We start from the raw sequence: 23,199 nt of genomic DNA on the forward strand, positions 1-23,199 counted from the left end.
AAACTGTAATATGGTGAAGAGAAACTTATACAGAAAGGAGGAGCGGACAGTTATGGCTATGATCGCCCTATCCATATTTTTTGTAGCTGGTGTGTTGTCAGTTATTTCGACTTTTTTACTCCTGATCACATGGCGACAGCAGAAAGAAAACGGCTACAAACAGGCTAAAGTTACAGGAGCAGCATAATAGTTACTGTTTGCTCATTCCTGTTTTTTCTAGCAGTAGGAGAGCCGGCAGGGAGTGATTTAGAAACAGCGGATCGTCCAACATTTGCGACAGCAGAGGAAGAGGCTGAATGGGTTATCCATACTGTGGCAGGGGAAAGAAGCTCTTTTTATGATGAAGTGATAAGGGAGCTCTCTATAGAGGAAGGCACCCTGGAGACAAGCTTAAATGCAAGTGATAATATTACTACAAGTTTAATCCAAACAGGTATTCTTACTGATTCAGCTAAATTATTTAATGAACTTTTAAAAGGTGATGAGATCAGAGAAGTAAACATGCATTGGTATTTTCCCATAGAAGAAGATGCTGCTGAAGAAGATTTCGAGCAGGTCTATCACATTATAATGGATGAAGAAACAGCAGCTTCAGTGAACTGGGAAGAATTTGAAGTAGAAGATTTCGAGGACATAGCTGATTATTTCTGGGAACATGAAATTTTCAGGTCTGAGTAGGACGGCATTATGCATTTCGTATAAGAAGATAAACGAGAAGGCCAATGACAGGGAAGAAAAGCGTTCCTATTAGAACAAGCAAAGCATATTCCTTGCTGTTCCCTTTACGGACAGCATCACGATAAGCCCATACGCTTGTTAAAATATTAAGTAAAAAAACGCCGACAGTAAAAAACAAGAATACTAGAAAGACAGCACTGAAAGCACCTATAATTTCCATAGTAAGTGTACTCCTTTTTATATATCATCATTGAAACTTTATTATCTATATTATTCTATAGGAAGATCACTGTATAGAGTTTCGCATAAAAAGCTTCCACATTTTATAAATGTGGAAGCTTTTTTATTTGGTTTATTAATCTGCGTAATCTACAGTATCAATATCAGCAGGATATACACCATTTTCGTCGTGTACTTCTCTGCCGCTGATTGGCGGATTAAACACGCAAACCATTCTCATGTCCTGCTCGGCACGAAGAAGGTGCTCATCGTGCTTGTCAAGAACGTATACACTGCCTGCTTCTATTGGCCAGATTTTATTATCAGCTAATGTTTCCACTTCACCTTTTCCTTCAATACAATATACAGTTTCAAGGTGATTTTTATAGTGGATATGAGTTTCTGTACCAGCACGAATAATTGTATCATGTACAGAATAACCCATATTGTCTTTCTTTAAAACAAGACGGCGGCTAACCCAGTTCCCGTTATCAACCTCTTGTTCTGTTCCAATGATGTCTTCAAGTTTCACAACTTTCATAGTAGTAATCCTCCATATCAGTATGTTGTAGTATTTTATAACAAAAAGGGGTGTCCCAATTGGTGTCGGTCACCATTAGTTTGGGACACCCCAAAGAATATTATTTAGGAAGTAACTAGTTCTTTTGCTTCAAGGACCTGTGTTACTGATTTCTCAATAATGGAAAGTCCTTTCTCTAACCCCTCGTCATCAATAGTAATAGGAGGGAAGAGCTTAAATACTTCATCGTCTGGACCGGCTGTTTCCATAATCAAGCCATTTTCGAAACATTTTCCGGCAATTTCATCAGCTAAACCTTCGATTTCTGAAGAAATACCTTGCATGAAGCCGCGGCCTCGCAGGCTTCCTTTAAGTTCAGGAAACTTTTTTAATAAATCTTCAAGAAAACTAGTGATTTTTTTAGATTTTTCTTGTACACTCTTCTCAAGAGCGTCGTCTGTCCAGTAATTTAATGCTTCAGTAGCAGTGACAAATGCATGGTTATTTCCACGGAATGTACCATTATGTTCCCCAGGAGCAAAGGTGTCGTACTTAGGAGCGATCAATGTAAGTGCTAATGGAGAACCGTATCCGCCAATTGACTTTGAAAGGCAAACGATATCTGGTTTAATACCAGCCGGCTCAAAGCTAAAGAATGTGCCAGTACGACCAACGCCAGCTTGAACGTCATCAACGATAAGCAGGATTCCACGGTCACGACAGATTTTTTCAATGCCTTTTAGCCATTCCATACGGGCAGCATTCAATCCGCCCTCACCTTGAACTGTTTCAAGAATAAAGGCAGCTGGGGTATCGACTCCGCTTCCGTTATTATCAAGGAAACGCTCAATGTATTCAAGGTCACTTGAAGTATTGTCAAGGAAGTTATCAAAAGGCATAGTAACGGTATTTGTCAGTGGCATGCCGGCCCCTTTACGTTTGAATGCGTTCCCCGTTACGGCTAGAGCACCAATTGTCATACCATGAAAGCCATTTGTAAAGCTTACTACGTTTGTTCTTCCAGTTACTTTACGGGCAAGTTTCAGGGCACTTTCTACTGTGTTTGTTCCAGTCGGTCCTGGGAACATCACTTTGTAGTCAAGGTTTCGTGGTTTTAGAATAACTTCATGAAACTTTTCAAGAAATTCACCTTTAGCTTTAGTTGCTTTATCTAGAGAGTGGGTAATCCCATCTTCAGTTATATAATCAATAAGCTTTTGCTTCATTTTTTCATCATTGTGACCATAATTCAAAGCACCGGCCCCTGCGAAGAAGTCGATATATTCTTTACCATCGAGATCCCAGATCTTATGGCCTTTTGCTTTATGAAAAACAGTAGGGAAGCCCCGGACATAACTCCGAACTTCTGATTCATGTTGGTCAAATACCTTTAAGTCGTTTTGCATGCTTTAAATAGCTCCTCCTTAAGTAACAATCCTTTTTAGTTTTTAATTAATAATTTCGCTTTTAAATTATTATTTTTTAAATGGTCCAATTCGGAAAGTAAGTTCAGCTTCATGCCCTTCACCAGGGAAGAGATCTTCAGCAAAACACTCAGACACAGTGCACTCAGTATCATGTGAACGTGCAAGTTTGCGGAATAGTGCCTGGGATGCTTCATTTGAAGGGGTAACTGTAGCCTCCAAATAACGTACATCTTTACAAGCTTCTCTTTCCATCAGGTTGTTTAATATTCTGGAAGCAAGACCTTTCCCGCGCTGGGATGGATCTACTCCAATTTGCCACACGAAAACAGTGTCCTGTTTTTCCGGCGGAATGAACGCAGTGACAAATCCGACGACTTTCTCATCTTCTTTAACTACAATACATGTCTCCGCAAAACTCGCACATCATTATATATTTGTAAGATGAATTTAAATCCAAGGTTGAGTTTTTTACTAGCTCATACATAGCTGCTCCATCTTCAACTGATGCTTCTCGAACGTTAAAGTGTCGACTGATTGCGCCTTTGTTGCCGTAGTGTCAGGGTTCATGCTTACATCACCTTCATTTTTTTAATAAGGGTCTTAATAACCTATTCCTCCCCATTTCCAAACTTAAACCACAATTTAATGAATTTCTGCTTTCTGCTCTCCTGAAGTTGTTACCAGATGATCATAAGATTATCATACGGTGCGCCTGTATAAAGATCAAATGTGCTTTTTACTGATTAATTCCAGTTAATAGTTCTTAATAAGGATAGTCTCCACTAACGAACGCCCCACTTACAGAATGCTTCCAAATAGTGACGAATGCAAAGGATTTGAAAAAAACAGTGAAAACTAAATAGACTAAAAAGTCTGATAAACTGCTTGGTGACAAGGTTTTTGTAAGGTGAAGAAAAAAGAGGCTGGAAGAGAAAAAAGGGTGATTTAATTTTAGGAATATTCCGTAAGAGTATCCAGGCGCCGATAGGTGCTTTTTTTGCCTGAGGGGAATGCTGATTTTTTATAAGTCATTTGATTGAACGTGCTGGAGAATCACCTGAGGCAAAGGGAAAAACAGCAGGAAAGCTCCAAAGAAAGCTGAGAACAGGCAGTGACATAGAAGACCTCGTAAATATGAACAAAAGGAAGATGAATGGATGTCGCATCAGCATCTTCAGGTGGTAGCGATCACTTATTAATGAAAATCCAACAACAAAAGGTAATGAGTCTTTTCATTTATTAAACGATAAGAAACGATAGCATAGCTGTAGGAAAGCAAGGTTATTACTTTCATTGAAAAAGCAGGATTTACTAAATAGTATGCCTAAACGTTAAGGAAGCAGGGAACAGGCAGAATAGATACTATAAAAATCTATGAAAATGATAAAGGAGGCTACTATGGGCAGTAAGCATACAAAACAATTGATAGCAGAAGTTTTTCAGGAGCTGGTTAAAGACAATACGTTCCTGCCTGATGAACAAAGCGAGCGGACAAAAATACTTCAATCGTCAGAGGAAATACTAAAAACAACTGATAAGATAATTAAAAGCTATATCCGAGTATCCACTGAAAGAAATGGTATTAAAAGAATTCCAGCATACCGGATTCAGCATAATAACATCAGTGGTGTCTATAAGGGCGGGATTAGATTTAGTGAAGATGTTAGTGAAGAAGAAGTGGAGAACCTGGCAATATTAATGAGTATTAAAAATGCGCTTCACGAGCTCCCTTTTGGAGGGGCAAAGGGCGGAGTTCACATTAACCCTAAAGACTTCACGGACAGGGAACTCAATTTAATCAGCAAAAAATATGTTCAAAGGTTTTCACCTGATCTGGGTCCAACTCATGATGTGCCGGCTCCTGATTTAGGGACAGACGCACGTATCATAGATTGGATGGTAGGGGAATACAAAACGATTAACCCCGGAAAGTCCTACCTTGGTTCATTCACTGGAAAAAGCAAGGAAAACGGGGGAGCAGAAGGCAGGAGAGAGTCAACAGGTGTGGGGACTTTTCTGAGCTACTATTACTTGCTGGATGAATGGTATCCGGCCGAAGACAATCGAAAGGAAACAGGGGAAGTATTAACAAGAGGTGCTCAGTGGAAGACACTGCAGAGGTTATATGAAAAACACAAGAATGCGGATCCCATTGAAGTAAGTGTACAAGGCTTTGGAAATGTAGGCGGGGTGGCAGCATTAGAAGCATATAATCAAAGAGACATGAAGCATATTGTAACTGCTGTCTCTGATCAGCATGTCATGCTGGAAAACAAACACGGCCTGAATATTGATAAGCTCATTGAATATGTAAAAAAGCACAGAGAGCTTCCGCAAAAAGAAAAAGAATTGAAAGACTTAAAAGTTGAAGCCGCTATTCATCCTCCAGAAGACATTTTACATTATGAAACAAATGTATTAATTTTTGCGGCGATAGGAAATCAGATTACAAAGGAAAATATGAAGAAAGTGAAAGCAGATGTACTCGTCGAAGGGGCGAATGCTCCAGTAACAGCGGAAGCAGATTATTTTCTTCAGGATAAAGGAGTCATAATTATCCCGGATATCCTGGCCAATGCGGGCGGGGTTCTTGTGTCCTACCTTGAATGGAAGCAAAGCCAAATTACAGAAGTGTTTACGAAGGAAGAGATATTGGCAGAGATGGCCGGACAAATGAAACAAACCTTCAAAAAAGTGTATGACACATATTTCACTTCAGAGCAAAATACCGTGCGTTTTTCCTGTTATATGCTTGCTGTACAAAGAATGACTTTACTTTTATACAGGCATGGAAAGCTATTTTAAGATGATAAAATTGATTCATCTAATAGAGCCCCCACCGTTCTTGATACCGGAGGGGGCTCGAATGTGAGAGTGAAAGGAACTGTATTGAGATTCAGGTTATTTTCCTACTATATCCTCGAGGGCAGGGCGAAGTTCAGGGTACGAAAAGGAATAGCCCCATGCTTCAGCTTGCTTTGGGAGTACCTTTTGCCCTTCTAAAATCAAAACACTCATTTCTCCTAATGCAGTTTTTAAGGCAAAAGCAGGAGCCGGGGCCCAGTGGGGACGGTTCATTACTTTGCCAAGCTCTTTTCCGAAATCTTTCATGCGATAAGGATGGGGGGCTGTCACGTTCATAGGACCCGACGCATGATTGTTTTCAAGAGCAAACTCAATCATGTTAATAACATCCTTTACGTGTATCCAGGAGAACCATTGTTTCCCTGAACCAACGGGACCACCGGCAAAAAGTTTATAGGGAAGCATCATCCGAGGAAGAGCTCCTTCTTCTGTTGATAGAATAATCCCGAATCGAGCCCTGACGGTTCTAACCCCTAAATCCTCTGCTTTTATTGCTTCTTGTTCCCAGCGGTCACATACTTTCTGTAAAAAATTTTGCTCTGCAGGACCGTTCTCTTCTGTGAAAACCTCAGTTTTTGAGGTGCCATAATAGCCAACGGCTGATGCATTTATCAAGACAGAAGGCGTTGGATCCAGGGCTTTCATTATACGGTATGTTTCCTGAGTAGCCTCAATTCTGCTTTGAAGAATCTTTCTTTTTGCAGAGGGCGTCCACCTTTGGTTGATCGATGCACCGGCTAAGTTTATAAATGCGTCTATATTTTGAAGTTCTTTTTCAGGATGAGCATTTTCCGTCAGCCATTCAACATGCTCAAGCCGATCTTTATTCTGTCTGCCTTCACTATTTCTTGTTAAAATATATACATAATGCCCTTTACTTAATAAATGCTCTGTTAATAATGATCCTAAAAAACCAGTACCGCCAGTGATGGCTATATTCACATCTATCGCTCCTTTCTAGCTTTTGAAGGGTGGAAGCTTATTATAGTTTTTGTTACATGATTACTCGTGTTTCTAACAGATGAAAACGAAACCCAAAGTAGTGTTATTCCGCTTTACCCTGTAAGAGAGGGAAATAATCACGCCTTGAATGGCAAATAAATAAATTATGGTGAACCCTATGAAAATAACTAAGATTACTGTACAGAAAAAAAGAAAAGATAGATATAACATTTTTCTCGACCGAGGGAATGGGGAAGAATATGCTTTTAGTGTAGATGAAGGGGTTCTAATAGAATGGCAGCTAAAAAAAGGGATGTTTCTTACTCAGGAGCAGGAAGAAGAAATTAAAGCTAGTGATTTTAAAAAGGACGCTTTAAATAAGGGACTTCAGTACTTAGCACATGGAATGAAGACAGAGTACCAGATTAAAGACTATTTATTTCAAAAGGACTTTCCAGAAGATGCAATTCATGATGCTGTAGAAAAAATCAGGTCGTTTGGATACATTAATGATAAAGAGTTTGCTGATGCCTTTGTAAGAACTAAAATGAACACCTCCGACAAAGGCCCGGCAGTCATTAAAGAGGAATTGAAAAATAAAGGAGTTCATCTTTCTATTGCCGATCTGGCTCTTCAGCAGTATAGCGATGATAAGCAGTTGGCTCAGGCTATACGTATTATTGAAAAGAAGGGAAAAAGAAAGAAAAATGAATCTGCTTCTTTAGTGAAAAAAAGACTGACAGAAGGACTTCTCCGCAAAGGCTACTCTCTTTCTATCATCGACACAGCTTTGAAGGAAGCTGACCTGAGCCACAATGAGGAAGATGAATGGCTGGCATTATGCAGCCAAGGTGAAAAGGCAAGGAGGAAGCTGAATAAAAAGTATGAAGGCAGTACTTTCCGGATGAAGCTGAAGGAAAACTTATATCGAAAGGGATTTTCTCTTTCTTTAATTGAGCAGTATATAAAGAATACGGAAGAAGAGAAATAGTAGTCTAACTATTACCAGACAGGGTGGGACAAATATGGAAAGACGATTCAGTGAAATGAGCGAACATGAGATCAGACAAGAGATTGCAAATTTAAATGAAAAAGCAAAAAAGGCAGAACAAATGGGTATGGTCAGTGAGTTTGCAGTGTATGAAAGAAAGAAGGTTATGGCAGAGGCCTATTTATTAAACCCACAGGATTACAAGCCTGAAGAAAGATACAATATCAAAGGTGAAGGCGGTGTGTTTGTCATTTCTTATATGAATGGAGTCTTTGCCTGGGGATACAGAGATGGCAATGATGAGTTGGAAGCGCTGCCTATTTCTTTATTAAAAACAACTGACTAATAGCCTCGAGATTGGAAAGAAGAAGAGAAGCGGATCACTTCTCTTCTTCTGCAGTTAAGCTCTCTTCCTAGCCTGTATTTCTAATACTTTGTTATGAAGACTTTGTTCAGTTTCTCCATTAACCTGGTTAAAAGCGTGCTTTGGATTTGACCGTGGAGATTGAAATGGGCTTTGATAATGAGTCTGCATGTTTTTATGCTTCATTCTCACTGGCTCCTTTCTAGCGGTCCCGATCCTGGTTGCTTTTAAACATTCTTTCTTGTGGGTGGTCTTTGATTGTGCCGTCAGCTCTCTTGGAAGAATACTCAGGTTTTGCTCTTGGTTCTCCGTCTAAGGATATCCTCGGCGGGAAACCTTTTTCTTTATTTCTCATGAAAAGCACTCCTTCCGGAAAGCAAAGCCGCCCCTTTATTAACAATGAAAGAGACGAGGCCGGAAACTGAATTGTCAGTCCAGCTCTTTACTATTTTGTGTTAAAGAAGCGTCAATATGCTGAGATAAAAGTGGTAAAGGAGGAAAGGATTATGAATGAGACATATGAACGATTAACGAATTATTTGCTGGAAAAAAATGAGAACATTTCTTCTGCCCAGGCAAGAACATGGTGGAACACTTGTGGGAGGATTTTGAAACGACTAGAGCAAGAGCGGGTCGGAAATATCAGGGAAAAGAAATGACGGAGCAGATTGTTATGAAATGGCTTGATCAATACGGAGCCTATCTTCATAAATACGAAGCGACAAATCAGAAATTTAATCATTTAACAGAAGATGATCATCTAAAACACTAAAAGGGTTCCCACTTTTAGGTGGAAACCCTTCCTTGTTTTAATTTTTTTTCCAAGGTTTCATCGCTGTAGATCCAGCCAGTATACGAGGTGAGAATTTCTAAGTCCTGATTCAGTCGTACCACAGCCACAAAAGGATAATAACCTTTGGTGCGGTATCTTAAATCAATGAATTTCACTTCGTATCCGTCCTCCGTTTTCCTCATGATCCACCGATAGGTAGGAGAAAAGGATAGAAAAGCCGATAAATTATCGTCTTTTATGGCAGCCTGAGTTATCTCGTCGCCAGGTATAGGTTCAAATTCGTAGCTTTCAAAATAACGAATTTGATGATCTTTGGATTCAGCTACGTGAAGCATTTCTGGTGTCCGGATAACCAGGTGCCATTTGTTCCATTGGAAGGTCGGAGAAATAAAACGTGCGTTGTTGAAGGATGGAGCCTCCGGGCATGCGTTACCACTTTGTTTCTCGCTCTAATCCTCCACACATAGTAAAAGATCAGAAGGATATAAAGAATCAAGAAGGTCCAGCCTGGGTGAGCTCCGTATCTCCATAGTATGAATGCAGCGATATGGCTTAGGAAAATTAGCGGGTCAAATATGTTAATAACCCCCAGGGCGATCCACCGTTTGTTAAAAGGGGAAAGCGCCTGTGTCCCATAAGCGTTGAATATATCGACAAACACATGGAGAAAAACTGCCAAAAAAGTCCACAGCCAAAGGTGGAGTAAGTTAATATCCGGTACAAATCCGTATATGACAGCTGAAATTAAAATAGGCCACATTAACACTGCTGGTATGGAATGGGTGGGTCCCCGGTGGTTCCGGATATAACGGCGTTATTTTTAAATTTTAGGACTGTATCAAAGTCTGGAGCCTGGGAGCCAACGATAGTAGCTATCATCACAGCCTGCATCATGACAGGGTCCTGTGTGACATTTGGGTCCAATGTGGCTAAACCGCCAAGACCGACTCCCATTACTACGTGGGTACCGGTATCCATACTGCTTGTCCTCCTTCAAACGATAGGTCTGCCTAATGTTTTCATCCAGCTCACCTGTTATAGAGGGAGCCTTATATAATAAGAAAAAGACTGTTTTTCACAGACAAAGTCCTGTATGTATATTTTAGTTATACCCGATAAAGGAAAGATTAAAAAGGGGGAAAATAATATGGAAGCAACTCTTCATATTTTTATTGAATATCGGATTAAAGAGGAGCAAGTTCAAGAATATGAAGCTTTAATTGAAGATATTGCCGCTTCCCTATCAGAATATGGAGCTGAGAAGTTTCAGTGGTATGCTGCTGAAGACCAGCCCAATTTATATGTAGAGCTTTTTAAAGTGCCAACTAAATCTCATTATCATACATTAAAAAAATGGCGGAAATCTAAAGAACACCCTTTGTTTGGAAAGTTGGATCCTGTCATTGATGGAGGGCTGGAAAAGCTTAATTGCTGGGCCTTTCAAGCACGTACAGATGAGCTGAAGGAGTAAGCGTTTGACATGAGAAGAAAGGAGGTGCAGGTGTGAGTTATTACCGTGAGGGCGTTGATGAGAATGCATTTCAAGATAACCTGCTTGCCTGGTATAGGGAAAATCAAAGAGAGCTGCCTTGGCGGATAAACCAGGATCCTTACCGGGTTTGGGTTTCAGAGGTCATGCTCCAGCAAACAAGAGTAGAAACGGTCATTCCCTACTATGAGCGCTTTATGGAATGGTTTCCTACACCGGAGGATTTTGCAAAGGCAGAAGAAGAAAAAGTGATGAAAGCATGGGAAGGTCTTGGGTATTATTCTCGTGTAAGAAATTTACATACTGCAGTAAAAGAAGTAGTAGAAAGCTATGGCGGAAAGGTGCCAGATAACAAAAAAGATTTTTCTTCATTAAAAGGAGTAGGACCCTATACAGCTGGTGCAGTACTCAGCATAGCCTATGAACAGCCGGAGCCAGCTGTTGATGGAAACGTAATGAGAGTGCTTTCCCGAGTGCTGCTTGTGACAGATGACATTTCTAAAGGAAAGACACGAAAGCAGTTTGAGGAAGTGATACCTACTTTAATGGGAGGCACTCCCCCTTCGGAATTTAATCAAGCATTGATGGAATTAGGAGCCCTTGTCTGTACTCCTAAATCCCCGGGTTGTTTGTTGTGTCCGGTCCAAAGTCAATGTGAGGCGAGAAAACAGGGAGTGCAGCAGGAACTTCCCGTTAAAGGTAAAAAGAAGGCCCCCGCTTTAAAAGAAATGGCAGCTATTATTATTAAAGACTCAAAGGGGAAATTTCTCATACACCAACGGGGCAGCAAAGGCCTGCTGGCCAGGTTATGGGAGTTTCCAAACACAGAAGCTGAAGCGACTTCCGGCCAGAAAGTTGATTTAGAAACTTTCTTAAAGGAAGAATATGGCGTGGAAGCAGCAGCAGGAGATTCTGTTCAAAACGTGCAGCATGTCTTTTCCCACCTCGTCTGGGATATTACAGTATACGAAGGTACATTAAAAAATGCAGACGAAATAAAAGGTAACTGCAAGTGGGTTACTATGGAGGAAGCAAGGAAGCTGGCTTTTCCTGTATCACATCAAAAAATACTAAAAGCAATAGAGGAGGAAGAGGCATGAACCTTGGGCTTGAAAATAATAAAGTGTTAATAACCGGCGGTTCCAAAGGGATTGGAAAAGGGATTGCCAAAGCTTTTCTTGAAGAAGGTGCAGAAGTAGGGATTGTTGGAAGAGGCATAGAGGCGTTAGAACAGGCTAAAAGAGAACTGGGGAATGTGTTTATTTACCAGGGGGATGTGTCAAAGGAAGAAGACAGAAGAAGAATATTCCAAGAATTTATTAGTGACCATAAACGAATAGACGTATTAGTTAATAATGCAGGAGGCTCCCAAGGTTCAACCACTGCTGAAACTGAAATAGCCGAATTTGAGCAGGCAATGCAGCTGAACCATTTTTCAGCGGTCCATTTATCCAAGCTTGCCCATGCAGAAATGAAAAAAAATTACTCAGGCAGTATTATTAATATTTCTTCCATTTTTGGCCGGGAAAGTGGGGGCAAGGTTACATATAACAATGCTAAGGCGGCCATGATCTCTTTTACAAAATCGTTTGCCAACGAGGCCATTAAAGATGGTATACGTGTAAACAGTGTAGCCCCGGGATCCATTTTGCATCCTACAGGAAACTGGCAAAAAAGACTTGAAGAAAACCCGGATAAAATCAACAAGTTTATAAAGGATGAAATTCCAGGAGGCCGCTTTGGGAATGTGGAGGAAGTAGCTAATGTGGTTGTCTTTTTAGCCAGTGACAAAGCGTCATGGGTGGTAGGAGCCAGTTTAAATGTAGATGGCGGACAATCGAGAATGAATATGTAGCATATGTAAATGAAAATTTTTAAGTGCGTCTTTTCTTATAACTTAGAAAACAACATTGGAGGATTGTTATTATGTTATCATTTGACCCTCATTTTTACCCTTACCAATCCCAAAGGATGACGACATACGCCAAAAAGGGAGTGGTTGCAACTTCTCAGCCTCTGGCTGCCCAAGCTGGCCTTGAGATATTGAAAAAAGGGGGGAATGCCGTTGATGCAGCGATTGCAACGGCTGCGTGTCTGACTGTGGTAGAGCCGACATCAAATGGTATAGGCGGTGACGCTTTTGCCCTTGTGTGGGTGAAGGATAAGCTCCATGGCTTAAACGCTAGCGGTCCTTCACCGGCTTCTATTTCTATTGAAAAAGTAAAGGAGCAAGGCCATGAGGAGATCCCGAAGTTTGGTTTTATTCCTGTTACCGTTCCCGGCGTTCCGGCAGCATGGGCGGAACTATCTGAAAGGTTTGGGAAGCTTCCTTTTAAAGAATTAATGGAACCAGCAATCAAGTATGCAGAAGAGGGCTACCCCCTTTCTCCAGTGCTTGCTTACTTTTGGGAACGAGGGGCGTCTGTCTATCAAAGTTCATTAAAGGGTGAGGAATTTACCGCATGGTTTGACACGTTTACCCCTGGAGGCCGCGTGCCAAAGGCAGGCGATGTATGGAAGTCACAGAACCATGCAGATACTCTCAGAAGAATTGCAGAAACGAAATCAAAGGATTTTTATGAAGGAGAACTGGCAGATAAAATGGATGCCTTCGCCAAAAAGTATGGAGGCTTTCTTCGAAAAGAGGATTTACAAGACTTTACACCAGAGTGGTAGAACCTATAAGTGTCAATTATAAAGGCTATGACGTATGGGAAATACCACCCAATGGACAAGGATTGATTGCTCTTGAAGCTCTGAATATCGCCAAGAATTTACCTTCTGTTCATCGGGAGGAAGAAAAAGGGCTTCATAACCAGATTGAAGCAATGAAGCTCGCTTTTTCAGACGGCCTTCAGTACATTACAGAAGAGAGTGAGATGAAAGCATCTGCTAAGGACTTATTAAGTGAGAATTATGCAAAGGAAAGAAGTCAATTGATAGGAGAGAAAGCCCTTACTCCGGCAGCAGGGGAGCCTCCAAAAGGAGGAACGGTGTATTTGGCTGCCGCCGATGAAGAGGGAAATATGGTGTCTTTCATTCAAAGTAATTATATGGGATTTGGTTCTGGACTGGTCGTTCCTGATACAGGAATTGCTCTTCAAAACAGAGGTCATAACTTCTCAATGGATCCAGCACATGATAATTCACTTGCAGGAGGAAAGAGAACGTTCCACACCATTATTCCAGGGTTTATGACCAAGGATGGACAAGCAGTAGGACCATTTGGTGTGATGGGAGCATTTATGCAGCCTCAAGGTCATTTGCAGGTAGTCTTAAACACTATAGATCTCGGTTTAAATCCACAGGCAGCTCTGGATGCTCCGAGGTGGCAGTGGATGTCCGGGAAAAAAATAGTGTTAGAGCATTCTTTTCCTAATCATCTGGTTCAGGCGCTTGCAAGAAGAGGTCATGAGGTCCAGGTCGCCTCTCATCCTGGTGTATTTGGAAGAGGGCAGATTATATGGAGAAACCAGGAAACAGGAGTATACGCAGCGGGAACCGAAGCAAGGACTGACGGCTCTGTTGCCGCCTGGTAAAAATATAAAAAATAACAGCCCAGAATGTTGGGCTGTTATTTTTGTTGAAATTGAGTCTTGGTTCCATGGCGCATGTTTCGTTTAGGCTCATCGTTTACAAGGTGGATTTCCTCAATCTGCTGCCTCGTAATTGGTGATCCATATTGATAAATCACTTCAAATACTTTATCTAGGTCATGTTGAAATTCCTTCCGGTCACTTTCAGGTATCTTTTCGTTTAAACTGCGGTTAGGCATTAAATTCTTCGTATCAAAATCATGAGACTGGGTTTCTGATAACAGCTTTTGCAAATCTTGTAATTCATCAGGCGTACATTCCACTTCATATTGTATTAAATCAGAATCCTCAATTTTAACAGGCTGATATCATCCATACTGATAGGGTTTAGGTTTACATAATACTTTTGCTTTTCCATATTTCTCAACTCCATACTGTAATACGTCCTAGCCATAGCTTGTGTATGAAGCGAAGAGTGTATACAAAAAAGTAAAGAGCAATTTTATGCTCTTTACTTTTTAATAATGTCCTCTCGAAGTTCTCCGATAACCTGTTTGGTTTCCTCTGTACCATAATCGTAAATCTTTTGATAAAGCTTGGCGTCTCTTTCTTGAAATTCCTTTTTCTCATTGTCTGCTTTTGTTTCATGAAAGGGCTGACCGATTTGGTGAGGCTCGACATCATGGTCTTTTAACGTAGAAAGAAGGTCTTCCAGTTCTTTTCTTTCATCAGGCGTCACTCTTACCTCATATTGAATTGTATTTTCATCGGTTTTAACGTTGTAAAGGCCGAGCATGGCCTGGTCAAGTGCAACATAATAAGTTTCTTTTTCCATGAGATCCTCTCCTTTGACTGGCTTCTTTTATTGAGTGATATACCTTAGGAGAAGATCTTCACACATATAAAAAGGAAGAAGGGGTTAAAGAGTAAGAACAATGTTCCCCATGACTTTATTTTCTTCAAGCTCCTGATGGGCTTTGCTCGCTTCTGAAAGGGGAAAAGTCTTTCCTAAGTGTGGAACTAACGTTTCTTCTTTAAGCATTTTAGTTACTTCCTGTCCGGCTTTTTGTATGGACTCAACAGGCGTTGTGAAGAGAAGAATGCCAAGAAGAGATGCCTGTTTTTGGTTTAGGAGACGCCAGGGAAGCTCAGGTGTATTGTTTTTTGGTGAACCGATTGTTACAATTCTGCCTCCAACTTTTATGATTTCTAAATCATTTTCTATGTTTTCACTCAAGGAAACATCCAGGATCACGTCGACACCCTGATTATCTGTCATTTCTTTAATCTTTTCTGGAAAAGCTGGATCTTTATAATTCACTACATGGTCTGCACCGATCTGCCTTACGAATTGTTCCTTTTCTTCATTTCCGGCTGTAGCAATGACCTTTGCATTTTTTAAGCGAGCCATTTGGACAGCCGCGTGCCCTACGGCTCCGGAAGCTCCGTAAATCAGCACGGTTTCTCCCTCTTTAAGCCCGGCACGGTGGAACAAAGACAGATGTGCTGTTAACACCGGGATACCTAGTGAAGCCCCTTCTTCAAAACTGATGTTATCCGGAAGTGGGAAAATGTGGTCCTCACTGGCAACAGCATATTCTGCAGCCGTCCCAGATACATTTGTACCCCACACACGGTCTCCTTTATTAAAAGAAGAAACCCCTTCTCCTGTTTCCTCAATGGTTCCGGCCAGATCAAAATGGGGAATGTGAGGAAACTGTGGGACTTCGCGAATGCCTGCTCTAAAATAGGTGTCCACAGGATTTACGCCACTTGCTTCTACTTTGATCAGTATTTCGTTATCTTCCTTTATTTCAGGACGGTTCAGATCTTCCAGCTTTAATACTTCAGGTCCTCCGTATTCTCTAAAAGCTGCTGCTTTCATGGTTATTCCTCCTTAGAATGCTTAGTGAAAAAGCGAATTTTTATATAAGCGAATTTTATATAAGAGAAGTTAAGCGCAAGCCTGCCTCTCGTAAACGTTCATCTGATTGTACTAGAGCGATGCGGACATATCCTTCTCCTCCCATTCCAAAAGCATTTCCTGGCGTAACTACTACCCCCTGCTCAATAGCCTCTAATGAAAAGGACAAAGAGGTATAATGAGGTGGGATCCTTGCCCAGATAAACATGCCGCCATCAGGCTTTCGTACATTCCAGCCATTTTCAGTGAGTGAGTCAAACAATACATCTCTTCTTGCCTGGTATGTTTCTTTGTGTTCTTGCAAAAAAGAGTAGTCACTTGTTAAAGCTTTTACAGCAGCGTTTTGGATCGGAAGGAACACTCCGTAATCTATGTGAGATTTCAATGAAGCCAATGGCTTAAGTAGTGATGGATAGCCAATGAGGTAGCCAATTCTTGCTCCCGCCATGTTAAAGCTCTTAGAAAGAGAATTAAACTCCACTGCTATTTTCTTGGCATCAGGGATGTGAAAGATACTGATGGGTTCATTGTTGTCAAAGATAAGTTCAGAGTAAGCAAAGTCATGGACAATTAGTATGTTGTGCTTTAAGCCGAAGGAAATCATTTCTTTAAAATATTCTTTAGTAGCTAAGGCTGCTGTAGGGTTACCAGGATAGTTAAAAATCATCATTTTAGCTCTTCGCAATATATCAAGAGGTATCAAGGATAAATCAGGCATAAAATTATTATCTTCATTGACAGGCACAGTGTATAAGTCAGCACCGGCGAGTCGGGCACATGCTGAATAGATTGGATACCCAGGATCAGGAGCAATAATAATGTCACCAGGGTCTAAATAAGCCAGCGCCAAGTGAGCCAATCCATCCTGGGACCCATTAACTGAAGCACTTCATCAGGGAGAATAGACACGCCGAATCTCTCTTTGTAATAGTGGCAGACAGCTTCTTGGAAATCAGATGTTCCTTTTAAGGTATAGCCGTACTGGCCTTCCTCCCTGGCGTTTTCTGCAAGGCTGTCACGAATTTCCTGGGGAGGAGGAAGATCCGGGCTTCCTATACTTAAGTCAATAATGTCATGACCCTGGGCTGCTTTTTCAGCCTTCTTGGCTGCTAATTCACTAAATACACTGGCAGTAAGGTCATTCATCCTGGTTGCAGGCTGTATCAAATGGGTTCATCCTTTCTCAGAAAATAATGGGTATGTATTATGACAAAGGCAATCTTTCTTTTACCTTATCACTATCCATAAAGAGAGGTAAAGAAGAAAGCGGCCGTCCCAGTGGGGGACAGCCGCCATCCTAGTTTAATCATAATTAATTCGTGTTCCGTGCTCCCAGCTCGCTTCATTCCTTTTGATATCATCCCTGTTACCTATTTCCTCTAATATTTCGCGGTAAATAGTTGCGCCTTCCGGATTTAAGTAAGGCATGATTTGCTGGAAGCTGTGATGAAAGTGAAGAAGTTCTTTGTTACTCCACTTTGTTTTAGGAGTCATGGAAAGTTCAGTGAAATCTCTGCCTACATACATGCTCTCACCTCACCTTTAGTTTTTCTGTGAAGGAGACTTTCTATACGTTATAATGAGACGAGACGTATTACGATGGAGGGAATACATATGAATGAAAAGGTTGCTCTGGTCACTGGAAGCAGCAGAGGGATCGGCAAAAATATTGCCCTTAAATTAGCTGATCAAGGTTATCATGTAGTCATTAATTATGCTCGGAGCAAAAAAGCTGCAGAACAAACAGCTGCGGAGATAGAAGAAAGAGGGGTTAAGGCTCTTACCATTAAGGCTAATGTTGGAAAGCCTGAAAAAATCAAAGAAATGTTCCAGGAAATTAATGACACATTTGGACGCCTGGATGTTTTTGTGAACAACGCCGCTTCAGGCGTCCTGCGTCCAGCCATGGAACTTGAAGAAAGCCATTGGAACTGGACGATGGACATCAACAGCAAGGCCTTGTTATTTTGTGCTCAAGAAGCAGCAAAGCTCATGGAGAAGAACGATGGAGGAAAAATAGTCAGCTTGAGCTCACTTGGCTCCCAGCGTGTTCTTCCAAACTATACAGCCGTCGGGGTTTCAAAAGCCGCCGTTGAGGCGCTTACTCGTTATTTAGCTGTTGAATTGGCCTCTAAGAATATTGTGGTTAACGCTGTTTCAGGAGGAGCAGTAGACACGGATGCACTGACCCATTTCCCTAACAGGGAGGAATTACTGGAGGATGCAGCAAACAGAACTCCGGCTGGAAGAATGGTGGAAACAGAAGACCTTGCAAATGGCGTGATGTTTTTATTGTCAGAAGAAGCGTATATGGTCAGGGGACAAACGTTAATTATTGATGGTGGTATTTCCCTTCTAACCTAACAAAATTAGGCAGTGTATCTGTCGAATAACCTCTACCCTTCACGGGCATCTTAAGCCATGTGGAGGTGAAATAAGATGAAAAACCAACAACAAAACCAAGCGTCTAAAACTAACGCTCAGCAAGTAAGAAAACAAAATGCTCAAGCTGCCCAAAACCAAGGTTTTAAAACTGAATTTGCGAGTGAAACAAACGCTCAAGAAGTACGTCAGCAAAACCAGCAGTCTCAGCAGCGCAAGCAGCAAAACCAACAGCAATAACAGCCCTTCACAGAGGAACCTCTCCCGTCAGAGGTTCCTCTTTTCTATGAGCTCCCAAAGTTGATTTATTACAAGTTAGGTTGTAGAGAAACGTGGGTGACACCATATTGGCACGAGTCTAATGGCATGGCCTAAGGTAAGACCCGAGACTGAAAAAGGGACATTGAATGCGACTGTAATGAAGCAAAAATGGGTGAAGAACTTGAACCTTTAAATGCAAACAGGCCTCTTTTATCGCTGTAAAGAGAAAGGCGTATTTCTCAGTTTAAAGACAGTCCTTATGAAGCATTCGAATGGTAAAGGTCAACCGTCAGTACTTTTCATCTATGTACATATTTCCATAACCTTATGTATGTTTATCCGAAAGTCCATTCTCCTTCGTTTCAAAATAAACACACAAGTTGTATAATAGAAGAGAGAAGATAAAAAGGAATAAGAAAGGTTGATCATTATGGACAACCTCTCAGGGAAGTTGCAGAAGCTTTTTAAGGGAAACAAGGAGAATAAAGTGGAGGAGGAATATCCAGTTCGGCCTGTGTCTGTAGAGGAAGTCCGCCGGGGAATACAGAACCTGGCAAACAGTCTTCCAATGGGAGTCAGTATCCGATCCTTTATTAAACATGATCATTCTGTTGACTTTGAGTTGTTAAAGCCAGTATTAAAGGCTGTTCCAGACAGAAAGTTCTACATGTCCAAAGAAACATTTGAAGTATTTGAGGATGCTGAAACACCAAAGACAATGGATCAAGTACAACTGGCAGTGGACCAATATATTAAGGCAAATGGAGAGTTGCCTGTGGTTCAGGGAGATCCAACCCACAAAGTCTCCTACTTTCTCATTAAAGATTACCTGCGGGTGAAACCATCCTTTGATTTATACCTTGATGAAAAGGATCACCTGGTAATGTTAGAGCCAAATGGTGAAAAGTAGGAAGGAGTCAGTTATGGAATTTCCGCAGACAGGCAGCACGATTGAAGTGCAAAGTTATAAGCACAACGGAACACTTCATCGGGTGTGGGAAGAAACACTAGTTTTAAAAGGCACGTCTAAAGAAATTATCGGTGGAAATGACCGCATTCTTGTTCAAGAAGCAGACGGAAGAAAATGGAGAACGAGAGAACCCGCCATTTGCTATTTTCACGGTGATAAGTGGTTCAATGTTATTGGCATGGTAAGAGCAGACGGGATCTATTATTATTGTAACCTGGGCACTCCTTTTCTATGGGATGAAGAAGCATTGAAATATATTGACTACGACTTGGATATTAAGATCTTTCCTGATATGACCTATACACTGTTAGATGAGGATGAATATCTCCAGCACAAAAGGGAAATGGAATACCCCAGAAAAGTTGACCGGAAAATAAGGCACGGGGTCAAAGAATTGCAGAGCTGGATTCATCAACGTAAAGGGCCTTTTGCCCCACAATTCGTTGAACAGTGGTATGAGAGGTATTTATCATATCGATAATCTCTTCGTGTGAGAAATTAAGGGAGAAACAACATGTCCTGATGTAGCGGAATGGAGTTTCCAAAGTTCAAAAAAGTCAGTGAGAAGGACCTGGAGGGTGGTTACCTTATAGGTCCTTGTCTTTTTCTTTTTGGCTTCAGGTTTCTGTTAAAGGGTAATATTGTTATATAAAAGTCTTCCGGCTACATGATAAATGTGCGGTTTCGGTGATCGCATGAAAGAAGATCCCGCAGGGTGGTACTCCCATATAAAACATAAATAACGGCTTCTTGTTTGAACATAAACAAAATATGTATTGAAAAAGGGGGAGAAATCTGGACAGTATAAAGAGATACCTGAAATTTGTAATGCCATACAAAAAGATAATTTTCTTTACGATTTTAATAGGATTGCTCAAATTCGGAATACCATTGCTTACACCGCTCATTCTGGCTTATGTAATTGATGATATTATATTGGCTGAAGGAATTCCCACTTCTGAGAGGGTGAGCACGTTATTTTGGCTGTTAGGAATCGCGATTGCTGCATTTCTTGTTATCAGGCCGCCCGTGGAGTATTATAGACAATATTTTGCCCAGTGGACGGGAAGCAAAGTATTGTATGACATCCGCGACCAATTGTTTAGCCACATCCAAAAACTGAGTCTGCGCTTTTATTCAAATAGAAAAGCAGGGGAGATTATATCCCGGGTTATTCATGATGTTGAACAGACAAAGAATTTTGTGATCACTGGATTGATGAATATATGGCTGGATATGTTTACGATACTTATTGTTCTTGTCATTATGCTCACCATGAATGCCTGGCTGACTTTAGTGGCTATAGCGTTATTCCCTCTTTACGTTATATCAATTAAGTACTTTTACAGCAGGCTTCGTATGCTTACTCGTGTGCGGTCGCAAGCACTCGCAGAAGTACAGGGTCACCTTCATGAAAGGGTTCAGGGAATGAGCGTTATTCGAAGTTTTGCTTTGGAGGAATATGAACAGAAGCAATTTGACAGAAGAAACAGCCATTTTTTAAATAAAGCAATTGACCATACGAAATGGAATGCCAAAACATTTGCAGTTGTTAACACCATTACTGATATAGCTCCTTTAATAGTGATATTAGCCGCTGGATATTTTGTTTTGACGGCAGGGCTGCAGGTTGGGGAAATGGTAGCCTTTGTTGCATACATGGAACGGCTTTATAATCCTTTACGGCGGTTAATTAATTCTTCAACCACTTTAACTCAGTCTATTGCTTCTATGGACAGGGTGTTTGAATTTGTAGATGAGAAATATGATATTGAGGATCAAAAGGGAGCAGTCCCTGTAAAAAATGCTCAAGGCTCTGTTTACTTTGACCATGTCAGCTTTCAATATTCTGACGAGAATGAATGGGTCCTGAATGATATTAACCTTGATGTGCGGCCGGGAGAAACGGTAGCACTTGTGGGAATGAGCGGCGGGGGGAAAAGTACACTTGTAAGCTTAATCCCAAGATTTTATGACGTGACCCATGGCAGAATACTGCTCGATGGGAGAGATATTAGAGAGTATCAGGTCAGAAGTCTGCGTGATAATATTGGCATGGTTTTGCAGGATAATATTTTGTTTAGTGATTCGGTTCGGTTGAACATCTTGATGGGAAATCCTGAAGCTAGTGAAGAGGAAGTCATTCGAGCTGCCAAAGCAGCAAATGCTCACGATTTTATCCTGAACCTGCCGGATGGGTATGATACAGAGGTAGGAGAAAGAGGAGTGAAACTTTCAGGAGGACAAAAGCAGCGTATTGCAATTGCAAGAGTCTTTTTAAAGAACCCTCCTTTGCTTATTTTTGATGAAGCTACGTCAGCCTTGGATTTAGAAAGTGAGCATTTAATTCAAGAAGCGATGCAAGAACTGGCCAAGGACCGTACTACTTTTATAGTGGCGCATCGTCTTTCTACCATCACTCACTCTGACCGGATCGTAGTCATAGAAAATGGAAAAGTAATTGAAAGCGGGAGCCATCATGAGCTCATCCAAAAGAAGGGCGCTTATCAAAAACTGTTTAATGTGCAGCAGCTTTCCTGAATGAATAAAAAGAACCTTGCTCCGTCGAGCGAGGTTCTTTTTATGGAGACAGATTTATCCTTAAGCTGCAGTAAAGACAAGGAGAATCAATGCTTGACCAGACGGCCAGTTTCCCCCTGTCTTACTCTCAATCCTCATCCCTTATTTCGACTTGGTTCACATTGGTGTGATAGTTAAAGAAGCTTTCGACAAGGCGATCTAAATGCTCCAGCTGCTCGTTGTATTCAACAATATGCGAGACGATAGGGAGAATGTGGAGCCATTCATCACGATTAATCTCATGGTGATCATATAAATCCATAAATAAATCAGTAAGTGACTCTTTTCCTTCGTCTACTTCCTCAGCCATCTCATCAGTGAGCTTTGTATTGACTTTGCCGACATACCGCAAAAGAATCCGGTCGTGGTAATTTGTTAAGTGGTCGAGCTGGTCTCTTACCAGTTTTTGAAGCCGATCGGGCATGTGTTGAAGGTCATTTCCATATTTATCGAGTGTCCGAAGAATCATAAATGATTTTTTCAAGGTGAAAAGCATTTGTTTAAAAAGCACAATCTTTCTTGCTTTTCCGAGCTTGCTTTTGGTAAAGTATGTTCTTTCTTCTTTGTATAAAAGATAGAGGTTATCCATTTTAATGATATTTTCGTTAATTCTTGGGATGTCTTTCTTTAACGACTGCTGGTTGGTTTCATGTCTTGTAACCAGGCGGATCCAGCGAATAACTTCTTCTGTGTTATACACAAGCTTTCGATAAAGGCGTGTTTCATACTTAGGCGGAATAAACAATAAATTTACTATAAAGGCAGCAAAAACCCCTACCATAATAAGGAAGAATCTAGAAGCGGCAAAGGCAATAAAATCATCTGTCGGATTCCCCATAATAATAATAATTGTGACAAGTGCAAGAGGAATAGTTGATTCATCCAGTTTTAGCTTAATCAGGATAGCAATCGCAACTACAACAGTGACACCGATAATCACTGGTTCATGGCCAAAGGTCATGGCAAAAGCCACAGCAAGAACGGCACCAATTATATTTCCTTGCACCTGATCGAGAATTGTTTGATACGTCCTGTAAATAGAAGGCTGAATCGCAAATGTGGCAGCAAGTGCTCCGTACATTGCCGGCTCAAGCCCCAGCCAGGAGGCTGTATATAGAGCGAGAACAATGGCCAGACCTGTCTTGAAAATTCTTGCCCCTAGTTTCATCTAGTGTAACGAGTCCTTTCTTGGTGGTTTAAAAACCATATTGTAGATAAAGATTTCTTTGCAGCAGTTATGTCCAATTCGGTACTATAC

26 protein-coding genes and 4 pseudogenes are annotated in these 23,199 nt (G+C 41.1%); 15 read left to right on the forward strand and 15 right to left on the reverse strand.

What is annotated here, in order from left to right; genetic code table 11:
- The first annotated feature begins 52 nt into the window (after window positions 1-52).
- Together JCM19033_RS24325 and JCM19033_RS14235 are read left to right on the forward strand one after the other, a co-directional pair.
- Window positions 53-187, forward strand: a complete 135-nt coding sequence (locus JCM19033_RS24325) for a hypothetical protein (RefSeq protein WP_269758237.1) — start codon at window positions 53-55, stop codon at window positions 185-187.
- A 125-nt stretch (window positions 188-312) separates the two neighbouring features.
- Complete coding sequence (locus JCM19033_RS14235; RefSeq protein ID WP_054636772.1) at window positions 313-678, forward strand: hypothetical protein; 366 nt, start codon at window positions 313-315, stop codon at window positions 676-678.
- 7 nt (window positions 679-685) lie between these two features.
- Here JCM19033_RS14235 and JCM19033_RS14240 read toward each other — a convergent pair whose 3' ends face one another.
- From JCM19033_RS14240 to ectA, 4 genes are all read right to left on the reverse strand, one after another.
- On the reverse strand, window positions 686-898 hold the full coding sequence (locus tag JCM19033_RS14240) for a PLDc N-terminal domain-containing protein (protein WP_054636773.1): 213 nt from the start codon (window positions 896-898) through the stop codon (window positions 686-688).
- A gap of 135 nt (window positions 899-1,033) precedes the next feature.
- Window positions 1,034-1,438: an ectoine synthase gene (locus JCM19033_RS14245; RefSeq protein ID WP_054636774.1), complete on the reverse strand. Its 405-nt coding sequence runs from the start codon at window positions 1,436-1,438 to the stop codon at window positions 1,034-1,036.
- A gap of 104 nt (window positions 1,439-1,542) precedes the next feature.
- Entirely contained in the window at window positions 1,543-2,823 is a 1,281-nt protein-coding gene (gene ectB, locus JCM19033_RS14250) for a diaminobutyrate--2-oxoglutarate transaminase (protein WP_054636775.1), read from the reverse strand.
- A gap of 69 nt (window positions 2,824-2,892) precedes the next feature.
- Window positions 2,893-3,243, reverse strand: coding sequence for a diaminobutyrate acetyltransferase (gene ectA, locus JCM19033_RS14255; RefSeq protein WP_306301361.1), 351 nt, complete (start codon window positions 3,241-3,243; stop codon window positions 2,893-2,895).
- A 999-nt stretch (window positions 3,244-4,242) separates the two neighbouring features.
- Between ectA and JCM19033_RS14260 the strand changes: the two genes are divergently transcribed.
- Window positions 4,243-5,649: a Glu/Leu/Phe/Val dehydrogenase gene (locus JCM19033_RS14260; RefSeq protein ID WP_054636776.1), complete on the forward strand. Its 1,407-nt coding sequence runs from the start codon at window positions 4,243-4,245 to the stop codon at window positions 5,647-5,649.
- Between the two features lie 96 nt (window positions 5,650-5,745).
- On the opposite strand, the gene JCM19033_RS14265 is transcribed toward JCM19033_RS14260, so the two are convergent.
- Window positions 5,746-6,651 (reverse strand): TIGR01777 family oxidoreductase, encoded by a 906-nt coding sequence (locus JCM19033_RS14265; protein ID WP_054636777.1) that lies wholly within the window; start codon window positions 6,649-6,651, stop codon window positions 5,746-5,748.
- Window positions 6,652-6,829: 178 nt separating this feature from the next.
- Here JCM19033_RS14265 and recX point away from each other — a divergent pair, with 178 nt between their 5' ends.
- Entirely contained in the window at window positions 6,830-7,642 is an 813-nt protein-coding gene (recX, locus tag JCM19033_RS14270) for a recombination regulator RecX (protein ID WP_198153522.1), read from the forward strand.
- Between the two features lie 34 nt (window positions 7,643-7,676).
- The gene (locus JCM19033_RS14275; RefSeq protein WP_054636779.1) at window positions 7,677-7,988 is read left to right on the forward strand and encodes a YfhH family protein; all 312 of its coding nucleotides are present in this window, start codon (window positions 7,677-7,679) and stop codon (window positions 7,986-7,988) included.
- A gap of 54 nt (window positions 7,989-8,042) precedes the next feature.
- Here the strand turns inward: JCM19033_RS14275 and JCM19033_RS22425 are convergent, their stop codons facing one another.
- The gene (locus tag JCM19033_RS22425) at window positions 8,043-8,192 is read right to left on the reverse strand and encodes a YpzG family protein (protein ID WP_083465470.1); all 150 of its coding nucleotides are present in this window, start codon (window positions 8,190-8,192) and stop codon (window positions 8,043-8,045) included.
- Window positions 8,193-8,208: 16 nt separating this feature from the next.
- Window positions 8,209-8,361 carry a small, acid-soluble spore protein K gene (gene sspK / locus JCM19033_RS22430; RefSeq protein WP_083465471.1) on the reverse strand — a complete coding sequence of 51 codons (153 nt, stop codon included), beginning with the start codon at window positions 8,359-8,361 and terminating at the stop codon, window positions 8,209-8,211.
- A 151-nt stretch (window positions 8,362-8,512) separates the two neighbouring features.
- On the opposite strand from sspK, the pseudogene JCM19033_RS14280 reads away from it, so the two are divergent.
- Window positions 8,513-8,778 (forward strand): annotated as a pseudogene (locus JCM19033_RS14280) (YfhJ family protein).
- A 14-nt stretch (window positions 8,779-8,792) separates the two neighbouring features.
- On the opposite strand, the pseudogene JCM19033_RS14285 reads toward JCM19033_RS14280, so the two are convergent.
- Window positions 8,793-9,777, reverse strand: a pseudogene (locus JCM19033_RS14285) (metal-dependent hydrolase).
- Between the two features lie 169 nt (window positions 9,778-9,946).
- On the opposite strand from JCM19033_RS14285, the gene JCM19033_RS14290 reads away from it, so the two are divergent.
- From JCM19033_RS14290 to JCM19033_RS14305, 4 genes and pseudogenes are all read left to right on the forward strand, one after another.
- Window positions 9,947-10,270: an MFS transporter gene (locus tag JCM19033_RS14290; protein WP_054636780.1), complete on the forward strand. Its 324-nt coding sequence runs from the start codon at window positions 9,947-9,949 to the stop codon at window positions 10,268-10,270.
- A 32-nt stretch (window positions 10,271-10,302) separates the two neighbouring features.
- Complete coding sequence (mutY, locus tag JCM19033_RS14295; RefSeq protein ID WP_054636781.1) at window positions 10,303-11,388, forward strand: A/G-specific adenine glycosylase; 1,086 nt, start codon at window positions 10,303-10,305, stop codon at window positions 11,386-11,388.
- Complete coding sequence (locus tag JCM19033_RS14300; RefSeq protein ID WP_054636782.1) at window positions 11,385-12,143, forward strand: SDR family NAD(P)-dependent oxidoreductase; 759 nt, start codon at window positions 11,385-11,387, stop codon at window positions 12,141-12,143. Before mutY ends, JCM19033_RS14300 begins: the two co-directional genes overlap by 4 nt.
- A gap of 71 nt (window positions 12,144-12,214) precedes the next feature.
- A pseudogene (locus JCM19033_RS14305) lies at window positions 12,215-13,827 on the forward strand (gamma-glutamyltransferase family protein).
- A 35-nt stretch (window positions 13,828-13,862) separates the two neighbouring features.
- Here JCM19033_RS14305 and JCM19033_RS14310 read toward each other — a convergent pair.
- The 6 genes from JCM19033_RS14310 to JCM19033_RS14330 form a co-directional block, all read right to left on the reverse strand.
- Window positions 13,863-14,147, reverse strand: a complete 285-nt coding sequence (locus JCM19033_RS14310; protein WP_054636783.1) for a hypothetical protein — start codon at window positions 14,145-14,147, stop codon at window positions 13,863-13,865.
- A 188-nt stretch (window positions 14,148-14,335) separates the two neighbouring features.
- On the reverse strand, window positions 14,336-14,659 hold the full coding sequence (locus JCM19033_RS14315; RefSeq protein WP_054636784.1) for a hypothetical protein: 324 nt from the start codon (window positions 14,657-14,659) through the stop codon (window positions 14,336-14,338).
- An 84-nt stretch (window positions 14,660-14,743) separates the two neighbouring features.
- Window positions 14,744-15,709, reverse strand: a complete 966-nt coding sequence (locus JCM19033_RS14320; protein WP_054636785.1) for an NADPH:quinone reductase — start codon at window positions 15,707-15,709, stop codon at window positions 14,744-14,746.
- A 55-nt stretch (window positions 15,710-15,764) separates the two neighbouring features.
- Window positions 15,765-16,607, reverse strand: coding sequence for an aminotransferase class I/II-fold pyridoxal phosphate-dependent enzyme (locus JCM19033_RS14325; RefSeq protein WP_306301358.1), 843 nt, complete (start codon window positions 16,605-16,607; stop codon window positions 15,765-15,767).
- The gene (locus JCM19033_RS27575; RefSeq protein WP_306301359.1) at window positions 16,580-16,915 is read right to left on the reverse strand and encodes a hypothetical protein; all 336 of its coding nucleotides are present in this window, start codon (window positions 16,913-16,915) and stop codon (window positions 16,580-16,582) included. Before JCM19033_RS27575 ends, JCM19033_RS14325 begins: the two co-directional genes overlap by 28 nt.
- A 135-nt stretch (window positions 16,916-17,050) precedes the next feature.
- Window positions 17,051-17,275: a hypothetical protein gene (locus JCM19033_RS14330; protein WP_054636786.1), complete on the reverse strand. Its 225-nt coding sequence runs from the start codon at window positions 17,273-17,275 to the stop codon at window positions 17,051-17,053.
- A gap of 87 nt (window positions 17,276-17,362) precedes the next feature.
- Here JCM19033_RS14330 and fabL point away from each other — a divergent pair, with 87 nt between their 5' ends.
- The 5 genes and pseudogenes from fabL (at window position 17,363) to JCM19033_RS14355 (ending at window position 21,902) form a co-directional block, all read left to right on the forward strand.
- Window positions 17,363-18,112 (forward strand): enoyl-[acyl-carrier-protein] reductase FabL, encoded by a 750-nt coding sequence (gene fabL, locus JCM19033_RS14335; protein ID WP_054636787.1) that lies wholly within the window; start codon window positions 17,363-17,365, stop codon window positions 18,110-18,112.
- Window positions 18,113-18,211: 99 nt separating this feature from the next.
- Window positions 18,212-18,370: pseudogene (locus tag JCM19033_RS14340) on the forward strand (gamma-type small acid-soluble spore protein); the annotation flags it as partial.
- 451 nt (window positions 18,371-18,821) lie between these two features.
- Window positions 18,822-19,301, forward strand: coding sequence for a DUF3939 domain-containing protein (locus JCM19033_RS14345; RefSeq protein WP_100398044.1), 480 nt, complete (start codon window positions 18,822-18,824; stop codon window positions 19,299-19,301).
- 13 nt (window positions 19,302-19,314) lie between these two features.
- Complete coding sequence (locus tag JCM19033_RS14350; protein ID WP_054636790.1) at window positions 19,315-19,842, forward strand: DUF402 domain-containing protein; 528 nt, start codon at window positions 19,315-19,317, stop codon at window positions 19,840-19,842.
- A 314-nt stretch (window positions 19,843-20,156) separates the two neighbouring features.
- Window positions 20,157-21,902 (forward strand): ABC transporter ATP-binding protein, encoded by a 1,746-nt coding sequence (locus tag JCM19033_RS14355; RefSeq protein ID WP_054636791.1) that lies wholly within the window; start codon window positions 20,157-20,159, stop codon window positions 21,900-21,902.
- 127 nt (window positions 21,903-22,029) lie between these two features.
- Here the strand turns inward: JCM19033_RS14355 and JCM19033_RS14360 are convergent, their stop codons facing one another.
- Complete coding sequence (locus JCM19033_RS14360) at window positions 22,030-23,109, reverse strand: aromatic acid exporter family protein (RefSeq protein ID WP_054636792.1); 1,080 nt, start codon at window positions 23,107-23,109, stop codon at window positions 22,030-22,032.
- Window positions 23,110-23,199: the final 90 nt, after the last annotated feature.

The organism is Thalassobacillus sp. C254 (assembly GCF_001310615.1).

Excerpts from the sequence above, each read along its gene's own strand:
- JCM19033_RS14350 (WP_054636790.1), top strand. The coding sequence starts at position 19,315 with ATGGAATTTCCGCAGACAGGCAGCACGATTGAAGTGCAAAGTTATAAG.
- JCM19033_RS14320 (WP_054636785.1), bottom strand. The coding sequence starts at position 15,709 with ATGAAAGCAGCAGCTTTTAGAGAATACGGAGGACCTGAAGTATTAAAG.
- JCM19033_RS14290 (WP_054636780.1), top strand. The coding sequence starts at position 9,947 with ATGGAAGCAACTCTTCATATTTTTATTGAATATCGGATTAAAGAGGAG.
- fabL (WP_054636787.1), top strand. The coding sequence starts at position 17,363 with ATGAATGAAAAGGTTGCTCTGGTCACTGGAAGCAGCAGAGGGATCGGC.
- recX (WP_198153522.1), top strand. The coding sequence starts at position 6,830 with ATGAAAATAACTAAGATTACTGTACAGAAAAAAAGAAAAGATAGATAT.
- JCM19033_RS14315 (WP_054636784.1), bottom strand. The coding sequence starts at position 14,659 with ATGGAAAAAGAAACTTATTATGTTGCACTTGACCAGGCCATGCTCGGC.
- JCM19033_RS14300 (WP_054636782.1), top strand. The coding sequence starts at position 11,385 with ATGAACCTTGGGCTTGAAAATAATAAAGTGTTAATAACCGGCGGTTCC.
- JCM19033_RS14345 (WP_100398044.1), top strand. The coding sequence starts at position 18,822 with ATGGACAACCTCTCAGGGAAGTTGCAGAAGCTTTTTAAGGGAAACAAG.
- JCM19033_RS14240 (WP_054636773.1), bottom strand. The coding sequence starts at position 898 with ATGGAAATTATAGGTGCTTTCAGTGCTGTCTTTCTAGTATTCTTGTTT.
- JCM19033_RS24325 (WP_269758237.1), top strand. The coding sequence starts at position 53 with ATGGCTATGATCGCCCTATCCATATTTTTTGTAGCTGGTGTGTTGTCA.
- JCM19033_RS22425 (WP_083465470.1), bottom strand. The coding sequence starts at position 8,192 with ATGAAGCATAAAAACATGCAGACTCATTATCAAAGCCCATTTCAATCT.
- JCM19033_RS14245 (WP_054636774.1), bottom strand. The coding sequence starts at position 1,438 with ATGAAAGTTGTGAAACTTGAAGACATCATTGGAACAGAACAAGAGGTT.
- JCM19033_RS14275 (WP_054636779.1), top strand. The coding sequence starts at position 7,677 with ATGGAAAGACGATTCAGTGAAATGAGCGAACATGAGATCAGACAAGAG.
- JCM19033_RS14330 (WP_054636786.1), bottom strand. The coding sequence starts at position 17,275 with ATGTATGTAGGCAGAGATTTCACTGAACTTTCCATGACTCCTAAAACA.
- ectB (WP_054636775.1), bottom strand. The coding sequence starts at position 2,823 with ATGCAAAACGACTTAAAGGTATTTGACCAACATGAATCAGAAGTTCGG.
- JCM19033_RS14260 (WP_054636776.1), top strand. The coding sequence starts at position 4,243 with ATGGGCAGTAAGCATACAAAACAATTGATAGCAGAAGTTTTTCAGGAG.
- JCM19033_RS14360 (WP_054636792.1), bottom strand. The coding sequence starts at position 23,109 with ATGAAACTAGGGGCAAGAATTTTCAAGACAGGTCTGGCCATTGTTCTC.
- sspK (WP_083465471.1), bottom strand. The coding sequence starts at position 8,361 with ATGAGAAATAAAGAAAAAGGTTTCCCGCCGAGGATATCCTTAGACGGA.